At 63.4% G+C, this 15,935-nt stretch carries 8 protein-coding genes; 4 read left to right on the forward strand and 4 right to left on the reverse strand.

Features of this window, described 5'->3' with window-relative positions:
• Positions 1-381: 381 nt before the first annotated feature.
• On the forward strand, positions 382-2,505 hold the full coding sequence (locus Aple_RS29440) for an ATP-binding protein (RefSeq protein ID WP_155347959.1): 2,124 nt from the start codon (positions 382-384) through the stop codon (positions 2,503-2,505).
• 266 nt (positions 2,506-2,771) lie between these two features.
• Here Aple_RS29440 and Aple_RS29445 read toward each other — a convergent pair whose 3' ends face one another.
• Together Aple_RS29445 and Aple_RS29450 are read right to left on the reverse strand one after the other, a co-directional pair.
• Positions 2,772-2,960 carry a hypothetical protein gene (locus tag Aple_RS29445; RefSeq protein WP_155347960.1) on the reverse strand — a complete coding sequence of 63 codons (189 nt, stop codon included), beginning with the start codon at positions 2,958-2,960 and terminating at the stop codon, positions 2,772-2,774.
• Positions 2,961-2,973: 13 nt separating this feature from the next.
• Entirely contained in the window at positions 2,974-4,218 is a 1,245-nt protein-coding gene (locus tag Aple_RS29450; protein ID WP_155347961.1) for an IS4 family transposase, read from the reverse strand.
• A gap of 789 nt (positions 4,219-5,007) precedes the next feature.
• On the opposite strand from Aple_RS29450, the gene Aple_RS29455 reads away from it, so the two are divergent.
• The 3 genes from Aple_RS29455 (at position 5,008) to Aple_RS29465 (ending at position 11,922) form a co-directional block, all read left to right on the forward strand.
• Positions 5,008-6,903: a DNA/RNA helicase domain-containing protein gene (locus tag Aple_RS29455; protein WP_170321718.1), complete on the forward strand. Its 1,896-nt coding sequence runs from the start codon at positions 5,008-5,010 to the stop codon at positions 6,901-6,903.
• A 29-nt stretch (positions 6,904-6,932) separates the two neighbouring features.
• Positions 6,933-7,976 carry a hypothetical protein gene (locus Aple_RS29460; RefSeq protein WP_174889892.1) on the forward strand — a complete coding sequence of 348 codons (1,044 nt, stop codon included), beginning with the start codon at positions 6,933-6,935 and terminating at the stop codon, positions 7,974-7,976.
• 259 nt (positions 7,977-8,235) lie between these two features.
• A complete protein-coding gene (locus Aple_RS29465; protein ID WP_155347963.1) occupies positions 8,236-11,922 on the forward strand; it encodes a DUF4365 domain-containing protein in 3,687 nt (1,228 codons plus the stop codon).
• A 485-nt stretch (positions 11,923-12,407) separates the two neighbouring features.
• Here Aple_RS29465 and Aple_RS29470 read toward each other — a convergent pair whose 3' ends face one another.
• Complete coding sequence (locus Aple_RS29470) at positions 12,408-14,585, reverse strand: DEAD/DEAH box helicase (protein WP_155347964.1); 2,178 nt, start codon at positions 14,583-14,585, stop codon at positions 12,408-12,410.
• Positions 14,585-15,913 (reverse strand): BREX system ATP-binding protein BrxD, encoded by a 1,329-nt coding sequence (gene brxD / locus Aple_RS29475; RefSeq protein WP_246264864.1) that lies wholly within the window; start codon positions 15,911-15,913, stop codon positions 14,585-14,587. The genes Aple_RS29470 and brxD overlap by 1 nt, the downstream gene beginning before the upstream one ends.
• Positions 15,914-15,935: the final 22 nt, after the last annotated feature.

Genomic DNA, 15,935 nt, shown 5'->3' on the forward strand with positions numbered 1-15,935 from the left:
CCTCTTCTGCCGATGTGAGGGTGCGTGCAATGAGCTAAGTCCAGATCCTGGGGTCGCGATGTGGCGCATAGCCTATGGCCCAGCTCTCTGCATGTATGTCGCCGATCAGGTCGAGAGGCTTCAGGGTCCGGCTAGGGGTAGGACGAAGCTCACAAAATGCTCATTTTGGTACTGTCGGAGGAGCGACGGACCACTCGCATGAGTGCTCCGCCGAGTCCCGGAACACATCTCCGCTCGTCGCGCCGTCGAAGTCTGCTGCTGCCATGCGTCCTCTAAATGTAACCGGTGAAGTGAGACTTCCAGAGCAGCACTTACCTGCACCTTCCTGGTCCCGTCGACCGACGGGGTTCATTTTCCCACCAATCGTCGTAGACTGATCGTATGGCTAGCGACGATCCGCTGACCCTCTCAGAACGCGTCCGCGCGACACTGCAGTTGGGTGAGAGTCACTTCCGCGAATTCAAAAGTGCAGTGGCCGGAACTCCGGGATCCAAAAGACCTCGCGACCCAAAGAGCATTCGAAAGGACATCGGCGAAGCGCTTGTTGCATTTGCGAACGCGGACGGTGGTGAACTGCTAGTTGGAGTTGAGGACAGCGGCATTATAACTGGAGTTCCACACGATGATGAAGTAATCGGTAATCTCTTTTCGGCCTGGCAGACGTACGTGCACCTAGATACACCGTTACCAACACCACGTACGGCTGTAGTTGCACTAGACGGCAAAAAGATTCTCTACTTCTCGGTGGAAAAGGGAACCGAATACGTCTATCTTACTAGCGATGGTCGTTGCTTGCAGCGTCGCGACCGAGAATCCATTCCTGTACCCAGTGAGCGCATCTCCTTTGAACGCCAGGAGCGATTGTCACGGGAATATGACCGTGCCTTCATCGATGGCGGGGATGCGAACACGCTAGACCTCGAGGCAATTGAGCGCATAGGCGATCAAATTGCTCCAGGCCTATCCCCTGAAAAAGTGCTTCAACTCTTGGATCTGGCAGAATTCAGCGGGCCCGGAGTAAGGCTACGGCGCGCTGCTGTACTTCTTTTGGCCAAAAATGTCAGCCACTGGCATCCTCGCTGCGAGGTTCGGATTTTAAGGGTTTCTGGCATTGAATTGCGCACAGGACGAGACTACAACGTGGTCTCCGACAAACATGTCTCGGGATGCATACTGGACCTACTTTCAACCGCATGGGAAGAACTCAGGCCATATCTTGTAGAGACGAGACTCGGCCCTGAAGGACGATTCGAGGAGCAAGTCCGCTACCCAGAGGATGCGTGTCGAGAAGCCCTGACCAATGCCATCGCACACCGCGACTATTCCATTGAAGGTCGGGGTATTGAGGTCCTTGTCTTTGATGATCGCCTGGAGGTCCACAGTCCTGGAGCCTTGCTTTCAACAGTAACTGTAGAAGGCATTACCAGCCTGAAGGGCGTTCACCAGTCAAGGAATACTATAATTGCGCGGACGCTGCGCGAGCTTGGATATATGCGCGAAATGGGTGAAGGCTTCCGGCGAATATTTCAACTAATGCGCGCGCATGACCTGGTAGCGCCGCAGATTCTAGCCGACAATCAAAGTTTTCTCGTCGCGCTTCGCCACAAGTCAGTTTTTTCTGAGGAAGATCAGCGCTGGATCGCTGGTTACGAATATTTTGACCTTGAACGGGATGAGGAAAAAGTACTTCTCCTGGGACGTAAAGGCGACACGTTAAGCGTGCAGCAGATCATGGACGCTGTCGACTTAGTTGACACCGAGGACTACAGGGCGTTGATCGAGCGACTACAAAGAAAGGGCCTAATACAAGGTTTTCGCCTTAGCAGAACGGGTGTTAAAACACGGAACTCTCCCAGATGGAGAGTTGTCCAGCCTAAGGATGCTAGTCGCTATTTCGGGGAATTAGCCCAGGCAGCTCAAATAGTTTATCATGGCGAGCCACTAACTAACAAAGACTTCACCGCAATCGGATCTCTTCTCGGCACCGAAAGCCCCTACGCTCATGGCCATGGACTGGCAATGACTTTTCGCGGATTAGGTTTGACTGATCCGACTGGCAACCCTATCGGCCGTCTTCGCGCCGTGATTACACAAACCGTGTCGGGAAATTCCGAGCGTCAAACGCCGTTGTTCCAGCGGCCCAAGCCTGGCTTACGTCCACCGAAGCCCGCTCAAGACCAAACTAAGAGCATCTCAGCGCCATTTGGGCCAGAGAAGGAAGAACTCGCAACGGCGAGACAGGTTACTGCTGAACGAGAGCCTAAAACCCTATATGTCGGTAATCTCGCCCGTAATGTTACGCCAGATGAGTTGCGGCGTATCTTCGAAAGCGTGGGGCCTGTGGCGAGGATATTTGTCCCGAGAGACTTCTTTCAACAAAAGGCGAACCGCGGGTATGGCTTCGTTGAAATGAACACACATGATGGTGCTAAACTCGCTCGAACCCAGCTTGAGGGAGTTGATTTACGAGGCCAAGGGCTGCACCTGGAGTGGGCTAAGAGTTGACGTGTTTGTTTCCAGCTGCAAGCGCGCCATCTCATGTGTATTACGTCTGCGGAGCGCGATGGTGTGAAGCGTTCGTGACATACTCATCTGCCGCGAAGAGCGCGGCGTCGACGACAGCACACGCCATGCAATTGGGCGCTGGCTACCGCCACGACAAGCATCATTGCGTCGGCATGAGCATGGTTGGCGATTATGGGTCAGGACATATTGCAGCGATGATGCTCACCGGGAGCGACGCACCGTGCTCATGACCCAATGCCGCTAAGTTAAGCCGCTGCTAGGAGTCCTTCGAGTCTGATGGTTGGCGGGTTGGCGTGGGTGACGCTGACGTCGTCGGGGCGTTTGACCCGGTAGGAGTTGTGGCGGGCGCGTTTGACGACGCGGGGGCAGGTCCGCATCCGAGGTTCGGGATTGAGTCTCTCCAGCATCTCAGCGAAGACCCTCTCAAAGATCACGACGTATAGGTGATCAGGGGGAAAAGGCCGCCGGATCGTCGATCTGGCGGCGGACGACCCGGACGGTCCGAATGAAACTGACCCGGTCAGGGTCAAGTTCGGCTTCATCGGCGGCCCGGCACATCAGCTCACGAATCGCGTAGTGGGCCAGCAAGATGCCCCACATCTCCTGTTCAACCAGGTCAGGGCTCTGGGAACGGAGGATTCCGCCCCCGCCGCGCAGGTGGGTTTTGATCTCATCCAGCCCGGACTCGTGTTCCCAGCGCTGATGGTAGGCGAACGCACCCTCGGCTGCGGTCAGCTCGGCCGGGTCCAGAATCGTGGTGATCAGACAGATCAACTCGCCGTCCGGGCCGCCACGGTCGGGCACTGTGTACTCCACCGCCCGCACCAGACGGGCCCGGTCCTCATCGACCTGTTCACCGGCCCGGGCCGCCGCGAGCAGTGCGGCCTTGCGCTTGGCTGTGGTGCCCGGCGCGAAGATCAGCGCCAGGTAGGAGCCATCCGGCAGACGCCGCACCAGCGGTAACGCAACGCTCGCGCCGACCCGCCAGCACAGTGCGGCACCACTGGCGCTGTAGTGATCCCACAGCTGCCAGGAGTAGAAGCCCGAGTCCGCGGTGACCAGCATGTCGCCGTCCACATGACCGGTCAGCTCGGTGGCCAGCTCACGTTCTCCCGTGCGGCACGAGCCCATCGCGGCGGCGACGACGGCGTGGGTCCCGCACTCCGACAGCGAAACGACCTGCAACTTCGGGAACGCCGACTGTTTGGGGCCGCTGCCCATCTTGCCGAACGCCGCCACGTTCGCCTCGGTGTCGGGCACATCGAAACTCGTCCCGTCGATGGCCATCAGCCTGCGTCGGCGCAGCCATGCGCCCTGGGTGCCCAGGCCCGCGACCGGCACCGCCGCCCGGTGGAACAACTCCTTGAGCGGCGCCGATCCCAGCCGCTGCCGCGCCTGGGTGATCGCCGAGGTGGACGGCACCTTCCAGTCCCGATCCCAGGAGCCCAGCCGCTGCAGCGTGCCGGTCATCTGCCGCATGACCTCCTCATACGCCTGACCGAACAACAATCCCAGCCCGATCACGTACCGGACCATCACATGCGCCGGCAGCAACCGCGACCGCTTCTCCCGCGTGCCGGTCGCGTCGACGACCTCCTCGATCAAATCCCGGGAGAACGCCGCGGCCAGCACGCCCAGCGAAATGTGATCAGTCAAACGGCCGTCCACCGGCGGCTCCTGCGCTCCAGCCACCGCCGCAACCTACCGGCCACAACCACCCCTGCGCAGCACACCCACCCGACCTGCAGAAGATCACTAACTTAGCGGCATTGGCTCATGACCAGTGACGCTCAACAGGCAGACGTGTTCGAGTAAGCAACCGTTAGGTCCACTCGGAGACGGAGGTCTGTGGTCGCGAGCACGGGTTCGCCCCCGCGGGCCTCCTCGTCGTTACACGGAGGGACGACCCCCGGTCCCCCCACTCTTAGCGAGGCGCTGCCCCCACGCACCCGAGGTTGCTACGTAGCGCGGTTCCCGTGGCCGAGTAAGCGTTCATTGGGTCCAATGGGGACTGGCGTCGACTGGTCGCTCGAAGGGCTCCCCCGGTCCCGTCGTGGTTTCCACCGGGGCGACCCCTGGAACCCAGGTACCGGGCATTGCCCCTTGTCGGATGGGTTCGAAGTGGATTTGTCCGTGCCGGTGAGGCTCAGGGTTTCTGTTCCTGGCCTATTTATGGACGATTGGGGTTTCTGCTTGCCGGGGAACACCGGCACGCGCCGACCAGGCTGGTGATCACGGGCCGGTCGAGGAAAACGCCGAGCACATCGGAGCAGCAGCGAATCTACGAGAGAGACAGAACGTCCTGACCAGCAACAGCCCCGCCACGAGATTCGCGTGAGGGCTTTCTGGTGCGCTTCTCCCGTGGTGAGAGATGCCATGGCTGTCTCGCCCGTTCTCCATGGGGTTGTCGGTCGGTGGGGTTACGGTACGTTCCGTACGCCTGTCACCCCTCATGGCGCCACTCACGAAGGAGCGGCAATCGTGGCCCCACGCTGCCTGTACCAGGCAACCGCCGGTGAACTCTCCATCCTCATCTCCCAGGATGGGCTCATTCGAGAGCTCCGGCGGAGCTACGACGAACTGATCGGCGGCGATCTGGACCGACGAGAGGTCGAATCGTGGCGGGAAAGCATCCCCACCGTCGTTGATCTCCTGGTGGAGGCGGACCTGGCTGAAGTGCAGGTGTTGGTGGAGTTGAAGACTCCGATCAGCGATGTGCGGATGGACATGGTCCTGGTGGGCTCCCATCCCGATGACGGTCAAATGTCCTTGGTCGTGGTGGAGAACAAGCAGTGGTCCAGCGCGGAACCCGGCCCGGTCCCCGAGCTGGTCTACGTCCCCCGGACGCGTGGGTCCAAGCCGTACGCGCACCCGATCAAGCAGGTCTGGGACTACCGCCAGGTCCTGATCGACTACATCCCCTTAGTGCAGAGGGCGGCGAAGGTGCACTGCGTCGTCAACATGCACAACGCCACCAGCGCGAACCTGGCAACGATCCGGCCTTCCTCCGTCGGTCTGAAATACGACCCCACTCTCGTGCGCATGTACTGTGCCGATCACCGTGAGCACTTCAAGAGCACACTGCGTGCGGTCCTGACGCCGGAGAAGGCAGCTCACTACGCTCAAGAACTTCTGGAAGCGCCGGTACTGCCGACCGAAAGTCTGATGACGGTGGTCAGTGAGAGCGTCTGCCGCCGATCGGTCTTTCCCCTGCTCGATGAGCAGCGGGATGCCTACGAGTATGTGAGAGCCGCGGTGGCCGCGAGCAAGCAGGGCGCCCCCAAGGAGGTCGTCTTGATCGTGGGGGGCCCAGGAACCGGCAAGAGCGTGATCGCGGTGGAGTTGCTGGGCACCTTGAACCGGCAGGGCGTGCGTGCCGTACACGCCACCGGCAGCAAATCCTTCACTCTCACCCTGCGCGACAGCGTCAAGAAGGTCAGCGAGCGTGCGTCGCGGAGTTTCTCCTACTTCAACAGCTACACGCACGCCACGGCCCAGAACATCGATGTCCTGATCTGCGATGAAGCTCACCGGATCCGAGAGACCTCCGATCGCCGCCGCAACGCCCACGGCGGCAACGACGACGGACGACAGGGGCGGCCCCAGGTGCAGGAGTTGATCGACGCCGCCACTGTCCCGGTATTCCTGCTTGACGAGCACCAGTTGGTCCGCCGCGGCGAAGTCGGTTCCATCGAACTCATCCGCGACGCCGCGAACGCGATGGGGGTGCGGGTCCAGCAGATCGATCTTCGCCACCAATTCCGATGCGGCGGTTGCCCCGAATACGTCACCTGGATCGAACAGTTGCTGGGGCTGGACTGGGAGCACGGCCCGCAGCTGTGGCAGCCACTGGACACCTTCCAGCTGTATGTGGCCGGCACCCCCTCCGTGATGGAGGACTTCCTACGGGCCAAGCAGGCCGACGGGTACAGCGCCCGCATCGGTGCCGGCTTCTGCTGGCCATGGAGTGACCCCCTTGCCGACGGCACCCTGGCCGACGACGTCCAAATCGGCGACTGGCACCGCCCCTGGAACTCCAGAGCAGACGGGGAGACCAACGGCATCCCCCCATCCAGCCTGTGGGCTACTCACCCCGCCGGCTTCGGTCAGATCGGCTGCATTTACACCGCGCAGGGCTTCGAGTACGACTACGCGGGCGTCATCTTCGGCAATGATCTGATCTGGACCGGTCAGGATTGGCAAGCCAACCGCCGAGCCAACAAGGACAAGGAGGTCCACGGCGCCCCCCGATTCGGGGAACTGGTCCGCAACACCTACAGGGTCCTCGCCACCCGAGGCATGTCCGGCGCAGTCCTCCATTCCACCGACCCTGCCACCAACCGGCTGTTCGCCGATCTCGGCGTGCCTGGTTTGTGACGAGCCCATCCCCACAAGGAACGATTCCATTGACGCAGGTCCTCATCCACCCGTCAGGCAATGCCGAAGCACTTCGGCACTGGAAGATCACCCTGAATCAGCCGATCGACTACCACACGGATCCGTACGGGACGCCCCTGACGCTGGAGGAACGGACAGCCCTGGACGCCCTACATCCCGATGGCAGGGCGAGGTTCTGGGGAGCAACAGGCATCCACGACGCTAAAATGGCGAAGCTACGTACGGGCGACATCGTCCTGCTGACCGGCAAGAATCATGTAAATGCGGTCGGCGAGATCGGCCACTCATTCCGCGACGCCTCCTTTGCCGACACCCTGTGGTCCCCTCATGCCAAACACGGCTCCTGGCATAACGTCTACAGCCTGCTCAACTACGAGCAGACCGCGATCCCCTACACGGAAATCTGGGACCTGCCCGGTTTCACCCCAGGGGATAACTTCATGGGTCTGCGTCTCCTCGACGCGGAGAAGAGCAGAAACGTCCTCGACGGCCTCGGCATCGAGACGCTGACAGAGCGCGCCATAACCACTCTCAATGACAGCGGTGCTAAGGTCATCGACGTCGAAGCGGTCAATGTCCTCCGTACCAGCTTCGATCGACTGGGCGGGACGACGCTTGTCAACCGCGCGGAAGCGCTGCTCGTGCAGAGCTATCAGGCGGCCCTCGGTGTCGCGGTTGCTCGCTTCCGCGCTCCGGCTGGCATCACCGACCTGTATATCGTCACATCCGACGACACCGAGATCGTAGAGGCCAAGCGGTCGGCGGACCACGCCTTCGTCCGCCAGGCGCTCGGGCAACTGCTCGACTACGCCCCCCACAGTCCGCAGCCAGTGACTCGACTTACCGGACTGTTCCCCGCCCGGCCTACCGATGCCGATACCGGTCTACTCCATCGCTACGGCATCGATTGCGTTTACAAGACCGAGTCGGGGGATTTCGTACGCATGCCAGCGCCCGCATCTCAGCGCGAATCCATGATGAAGATAATCCAGTTGGATGGCACTGCGCCAGAGAATCCGATGGCCATTTATAAACGAGATATTAATGCTTAACTAGAGCCGCATCGACAAAAGTATTTGATTATAATATTGCGGGGTGCAACTATTGATTCGACCGAAGGCCGGAATCGCACTCGGATCGGCAAACGTGGCCGTTGCCGAAATCGTCGCCGACGTCGCCCTGGTCGTTGGGGAAGCTCTTGCGCCGTTCTCTGCCTCCGTGTAGCCCACCGCGTGGTCAGAGAAGCTGAGGTCCTTGTCCAGCCCCGTTGCAGATGACGATGCCGAGAACTTGACCACATAGGCTGATGCGATGACTGCCCCACTGACCTCAGTCACCGGTGACAGCGGGTCCAACGGCGTCGGCCTATTGTTCAACACCGAACTCCAGTGGATCTTCCGCAAACTAAATGAATCCGATTTCGGCATCGATGCCCAGATTGAGCCGGTGTTGGGAGGACATCCCAGCGGCCGTGTGATGGCGGTACAGATCAAGGCCGGCCCCAGTTGGTTCGCCGAGGTTACTCCGGCCAAGGATGGTTGGGTGTTCCGCGAGAACACTCTCCGCCTTCGGGATTACTGGCTGAACTACGCCGACCCCGTGCTGCTGGTGCTCTACAAACCGGCAACTCACATCGCGTACTGGCAGCACATCACCACGGACACAGCCGTTGTCACGGGCAAGGGGTTCAAAGTCGAGGTGCCGGCCTCCCAGCGTGTCGATGCCTCGTCCTACCGCGCGCTGGCCAAGCTGGCGCGTCAGGCACCGCCGGACGGATTGACCGAGCTCCTGCGCGATCTGCCGGCGGGGTGCGGAAACTGGCTGCTGGCCTGTGATGAGACAGATCCAGCGCTGGCGCGAAGCCTGGCTAACACCCTGGTGGACGGCCGTGGCGACCCCGAACGAGTGGTCACAGCGGTCACCGACGGGTGGGGTCAGGAGCAACAACAGGCCGCATGGCTGGCCGTCGGGGAGTACGCCATCGCCTACGGTGCGACCCGAACTGGCGGGGACTGCTTCTTGGCGGCCGATCGAGCGGGAGATGGCCAGCCTGGCTCAGGCCGACTACGGGCGTTCGCGGGCGCCATGCTGGCGGGCACTGATCCTGACCGCGCTCGCGACTTGCTTACTGACTGCATGTCGGTGACCGACAGTCGCTTGCTCGCGGCAGTCGGTCTTGCTGCCCTCGACCACGGCGCCAACCTTGGACCGATTCCCGTGCCCGCTGAGGTGCTGGATGACCCAGAAGGAGCAGCCCGCGAACCGACTGTCCAGCGGTTTCTCGCTGACCAACGCATGCGCGTTGGCGATTGGGAGGCTGCGATCACCTATCACGAGCAGGCGCTGGCGCGCGCATCGAACTCGCCCAGTCAGCAGGTCGCACTGGCGGACGCGCTACTCAAACGGGCGTCCAGCACGTCCGCAACACTCGCCGGTTCCGACTATCGGCGCGCCGCAGGCTTGGCGGAGACGGCTCGCGCAGAGTTGCGCCGATGGCGTGGTGACAGCGTGCCAGCAGCGCATCTGCTGATGCAGATCAAAATTATGGCCGCTGACGAGGCATCGGCGTTCCGCGTGGCGCTGGCACAGCCGGACGGCGAGGCTACTGCGGAGGAAGCCGCGTCACCGCAGTTGGCACTCGGCGCTGCCCGCATCGCCTATGGTCACGGCGACATCGCGCGGGGAGACACCTTCGCAGCAGTAGTCGACGCCAGCGGCGATCCGGTGTGGCGCACCAACCTGGCCGCCAATCGCGCGAACGCTGTCGGAGCCTCTCTGGCCGATCGTGAAGCGGCCTGGCGCGAGGTTCTGGCTGTCGATCAATACCTCGGCCGACGTGTTGCCGCATGCGCGCAGCTCGCTGGACTGGGCTGCTGGCCGCTGACCGCCCTGGACGACATCAACGACGCGGACCTGCTGTCTCCGGGTATCCACGACGTCTTGCACGCCTACGCGCTGACCGCCTCGGGCGACGAGGCGGCAGCAATGGTGCTGCTCCGCCGACTGCGCGACAGCAGCCTGCCAGCTGCCGAAGAGTACGCTCAGCGCCTGGAGGCTCTGGGCCGTGTGGACGACGCTGTCCAGGCGTGCGAGGACGCCAGCAATCGCTTCGGCTACGCCCGGCTGGAACTACTCGCGCTGGATGTTCTCACCCGCGCCGGACGCAACGCTGAGTTCCTCACCAAGGCCACCGAGTTGCTCGGTCGCTCCGATCTGCCCTACCGGCTACGGCACGCCATCCGGGCGAAGATGATCGACGAATATACCGGTCGACACGAGTGGGCCCGATGCGAACGACTCGCTCAAGACGGACTCCAAGAGATCACCAACCTCCAGAGCGACCTTAACCTGGGGCGCGCGGATGCTCTGATGGCTCCTCTCTCCGCAGTCGATGATCTGGCCGAGCTGCACCGGCGGTACGCATGGATGATCATCATCAATCAGTTCAACCAAGGTCAGTACCACCGGGCTTACCAGACCTTGGACGAGCTCCATCCAGACGCGCAGTCCGCGGTCGAGGTGACGACATGGTTTGACCTATACCAATTGCAGGACTGGACGGCCGACCGCGCCGAAGCAGCGCTGCAACTGGCGGAGAGACCAGGACAACCCATCGACCTTGTCCGGCGAATCCTGTTCACCCTCAGGCGGTCGATGCCCACCGGTGACGATCCCGCTCTGGAGGATGTCCGAGAGCGACTTGAACAGGCGTGGCAGGCGCGCGCCGATCAGCGTGAACCGCCGCTCGTGCCGATCAGCGCCGATCAGTACGCGGCGCTCATGCACGCAAACAGTGCCAGGACCGCACCCGCCTTGCAGGGGGTCTGGCAGGGAACAGCGCCTGTTGGCGCCATCAGTGCCGCGACCGGCCGTCCCTACTTGCTCAGTCTCGCCCAGCAAGCGGCCGGCTTCCTGCCCGCAGTCGATGCCGACACCGAGGTGTATCGGCGGGAGGTGGAGGCTGCCACTGTCGCGCTAGGCAATCCCGTGGTCGTGGAAACCACCGCGTTGTTCGTCGCGGCTGGCGTCCTCAATCGATGGTCGCTGATCGCTCCTGAGTTCAGCAATCTGCTGATCGCTGCGCCAGCCCTCTACGACATTCTGCTCAGCCAAGTCCATGCTCGTGCACTCGCGCAGGATGCCGTCACCATCAGCCTGGCCCCCGACGAGGATCTACCTCATGTGGAACCTCTTGCCGACGACATCCGACGGCAAGTGCTCGCTCTGTGTCGTGCGGTCGGAGACGCCGTGCAGTCATGCCGTGCCATCTCTACCTCGACGTCAGCCAACGTGGATGAGGGAAATCCTCTCGGTGCGGCTGGACCATGGTGGACTGGCGTCGCTGTGGCTGCCGCGCGCACGCTCCCGCTCTATAGCGACGACGTTGTCGTACGTGCCAGGGCTCGCGCCCAAGGAGTCCCTGCGTTCGGGACGCTCGCGTTGCTGGAAGCACTGGCCAAAGCCCACCGCCTGGAGCGAAGCAAAACCAACGACGTGCTGTCATCGTTGTTCGAGCACAGTGTCGTTGATCTACCACATGCCTCGGCTCTGGTGACGGCTGCCCACGAGCAGGCTCCGCTCGCTGAGACGGTATTGCTGACCTTGGCACGACCAGCGACCTGGACGGCATTGGACGACCAGGGCACGGGGCTGGTCATCACACTGGCCAATCACCCCGAGATCCAGGCCGATCCTCGCAATCTCGCTTCTCTGGTGTACGCCTGCGCGAGTGGGTGGGCCGCCGCGTTCAGCCCACCAGAGGTGGTGATCGCTAAACTCCTCACCGTCATCCTCGTCTACGGAGCAGGCGTCACGGCCGACGCCGCCCGCACTGTCGTGCCAGCGGCCCAGAAGATCGCCTCAGCATACGAAGCCGATTTCATGCCGCACCTTCAAACGTTCCTGCTCGGCGTGCTGACTGACCCTACTGACCAATTCCACATGACAACAGGGGACGCCACACAGACCGTGCGGGATGCGCTCAGCGACTACGAGTAGCCACCGTGATTGCCAAGCTGTGTCGCAGTTCAAGCATCGTCCGAGCCGAACGCTGACGATCCGTCACGTTGCACACCCGCGGAGGTCTCGGCGAGACAGTTCGATGACGGTGCCTTCACTGCGGCGTCTCGTCCGTCGGGGACCTGCTCGGGGTTTGCGGTAATGACTGCTGGGGCTCCTGTTAGGCACGCAATCATTCGGCGTCGTCAGGTCCGGTCGGCAGATCATCTTCTGACGCCACAACCGGACGTCCGACTGATCCACAGCAACACCAAAGCCCATGTCATTGGCACTGTAACCTGGGCCTTACCTGCGCGGCCGAAAGGACTCGAACCCCTAACGTGCTGATCCGTAAAGGATCGGTCACCTTCGACTGATCATGCACTTGACCTGAGGGAATGAACTCCCTTAAGGCGTGGAGACCAATCGTTGCGTACGTATTCGGCACAGTCTCGGTTTAGCGCTCTGGTGCGGCAACTTTCGATTCAGAGGCCAGGCTCCTGAAGGCGGACCGGCTCAGCCAGTACGGCACGCGCCCCGTTCAAGTCGGCCAAGCGGGCGGCGACTGTGGCCATGGCGAGTCTTGCTGGCAGGACGGCGGAGAATTTCAACCCGTGTACGGCGCGACGGTCCACATCGGGTAGCACAAGGATGTCACCGTCACCCGCGCTATCACGAGCTTGTCTCCAGACGGCCCGTGTGAGGTCCTCCCGTAGCCGTACGAAGAAATCCGTGGGGCGCTGGACCGGATCGGCGACCGAGGGCAGTGTGGCGGCGAGGGTCGCGTTCGCGCGGTAGCCGGCCCACGTCCACCACCGCACGTCCTCACCTACCCGGGTAATCAACGTCCCGCCGGGATGCACAATGCCGGGAGCGTCCTCCTCGCGCCACTCTCCGAGCCTCGCGTGGGCTCGGCGGGTCAGCGAGACCGGAGGGTCGGCGCCGAGCAGAACGTCCCGCATGCCCCGCGTCAGGGCGTAGGACAGCCCGGCGATGCCGCCGCTCGTCCACTTGGCGACCCCACCGCCGTCCGCCGGTTCGACGAAGGCACGCCTGCGTGCCCAGTCGATGAAGGTCACCCGCCAACTCCGGCCACCAAGCAGTAGCACGCGGGGTCCCGCTCTCTCCTCGGTCAGCACCGTGGGGTCGGTCCGCCCGATCTCCTGGCGTCCGGCCAGTACGGTGAACTGCGGTGGCGCGGTGAAGGAGGCGGTCAGCTCGATGAAGTGGCGGTGCCCGAAGCGACGCTCGGCCTCGGGACCGATGAACAGCATCCCACCGTCCTCGTCGAGGAACCCCTCGTCGACCATGTGCCGCAGGATGGGGGCGGCCGAGCGGTCGAAGGGGGCCAGGCCGTTCCACTCCTCCGGCCACAGGTGGTCGCCGATCTGGTGCTGTTGCAGGGTGACGGCGAGCAGTTGCTGCGCCACCAGATGGCGCGGCTCCGGCGGTGCCGTCACAGGTTCGACCCAGCCGCGTCCCCAAAGCAGGAGCAGGCCCGCAGCCTGGAGTAACGTCTCGCCCCTCGTAGCGAGGAACAGGCAGTTGCGGGCAGTACCGGCCCGTCGTCCGGTACGTCCGATGCGCTGCAGGAACGACGCCACCGTGGCGGGCGCGTCGATCTGGATCACCCGGTCCAGGTCACCGACGTCAATGCCCAGTTCGAGCGTGGATGTGGAGACGATGACGCAGTCGCGGGCCTCCGCGAAGGCCTGCTCCGACCGTGCGCGCTCTTCGGTAGAGAGTGAGGCGTGGGACAGGAAGACGTTCACCTCGTGGGCGCGCAGTGCCGCGCCCAACTGCTCCACCTGCCGACGCGAGTCGCAGAACACCAGCCGTTTCTCACCCCGGTGCAGCGCGGCGATCAGCTTCGCGGCATTGTCCAGCGAGCCGACGTAGTCAAGTTCAACGTCACCGGCCGCGCGAGAGCCGTCCCCGGAAATTTCCGAGGCGCGGGCGGAGGCGGCCATGCCTGCAGGCGGAAGTTCGGGCGCCACCACCTGACCGGTTCGTTTTCCGGCCCTGGCTCCCTGCAGCCATTCGAGCAGCTGTCCCGGATTGCCCACGGTCGCCGACAGGCCGACACGCTGGATGGCACGACCGGTCACGCGCTCCAGCCGTTCCAGTACGGCGAGCAGGTGCCAACCGCGATCATCGCCGGCGAAAGCGTGTATCTCGTCGACGACCACCGCCCGGACGTAGCCCAGCAGGTGCGCGTGATCGGTCTTCACGCCGATCAGCATGGCCTCGAGCGACTCGGGCGTGGTGAGCAGGATGTCGGGTGGGGCGGTGCGGATCCGCCGCCGCTGCGACTCCGGGACGTCGCCGTGCCAGAGCTCGGCCCGGCGCCCGAGCCACTGGGCGTAGGAGTCGATTCGCGGGAGGAGGTTGTTGAGCAGTGCCTTGAGCGGGCACAGGTAGAGCACCGACGTGCCGGTCCAGCGCTTTTGCGCCATCGCGGACAGCAGCGGGAAGCAGGCCGCCTCGGTCTTGCCTCCCGCGGTCGGTGCGAGCAGGACCGCGTCCTCGCCGTCCATCAGCGGTCCGATCGCCTCCCGCTGCAGCGGACGCAGGTCGGGCCAGCCGAGGCTGTTCACGATGTGGTGCAGGACGACCGGGTCCAGCCGGTCCGATGGGTCGCCGCGATCTCCATCGAACGCCATCACAGGTCCAGGTCGACGTCGTCGGCCGAAGCGGCGAGGTTCCGTTCCGTGTCGGTGAGTTCGCTGCTCCGCACAGTCAGCGTGTAGTGCCGTCGGGGGTCGAAGTCATCGAACTGGTCGATGCGGTCGAGCACGTCGCCGACAAGCTTTTTCAGGAAGAGCCGGGGGGCTACCCCGACCTTGCCGCCCAGTGCTCCGCCCACTGCCCGCGCCAGATCGGCGATGTACACGTCGGCGGCGAAATCCTTGATTCTCTCCGGCGCGTCAGCCCCGGCTGCATAAAGGTCTCGGACGGTCATTCCCAGGTCCACCAGTGATTCCAGGGTGAACCCGGACAGCCGAAGCTGTACCGCGCGCGGGTTGTCGAAGCGCGGGTCGGTGGTGAAGTCGGTCGCCAGACGCTGAGCCAACGGTGCCAGGCGCTGCACTCCCTGCTGCCCGTCGTAGAACGCGGGCGTCCCGGTGATCACCAGATACAGGCCAGGAAAACGGCCGGAGTGCACTTCGTCGATCAGCTGCCGCAGCGAGTTGAGCGCCTTGTCGCGCGCGTCGGCGCGCACCCGCTGCAAGGTCTCGACCTCGTCGAGCACAACAAGGAGCCCGGGGTGTCCGGAATCGCGCAGCACGGTCAGCAGTCCCTGCAGGAAAGCGAGCGCCCCGAAGTGGTCGAGATCCCCACGCACGCCTGCGAACCGGCGCGCCGCCGCGGCGACGTGCGGCTGTCCGCCGAGCCAGGCCAGCACCGCCGCAGCCGTCGCCTCGTCCCCCACCGCAAGCGCGGCCCGGTAGCCCCGCAGGGCGGTCGCGAAAGACGGCGCGTGACGCGAGACCTCTGTGAGCCGGGCGGCCAGCAGCTTCTCCACCGCGGCGCCCAACTCGTTCTCGTCCGCCCCGGCGGCGATGGCGTCCTCCTCCAGCGCGTAGAACCACGCGTCAACCACCGGCCGCAGTGCGCTCGGCGGAAAACTGGCGGTGGTGAGCCGCTCGGTCAGTCTTCGGTAGACGGTCTCCAGCCGGTGGAGAGGCGTCTCGTTCTCCGAGATCTGGATTTCGGCGACAGCGAAGTTCCGCCGTTTGGCCCACTCCCCCAGCCATCGCGTGAAGAACGTCTTGCCGGATCCGTACTCTCCCCGCACTGCCTTGAACACCGACGCGCCGGAGGCCACCGCGTCCAGTTCGGCTTCGAGCGCCAGCTCGAACCGGCCGAGGCCGGTGGCGAGCAGGTCGAGCCCACTCTCGGGTACGGCACCGCGCCGCAGCGCGTCGATCACGTCACGGCGGCGCACCGCGCTGACCTGGGCGGAACGGGACGGCCGAGCGGTGCTCACGCCTGCCAGTCTCCCATCGTCG

Source organism: Acrocarpospora pleiomorpha, assembly GCF_009687885.1.
Lineage (GTDB): Bacteria > Actinomycetota > Actinomycetes > Streptosporangiales > Streptosporangiaceae > Acrocarpospora > Acrocarpospora pleiomorpha.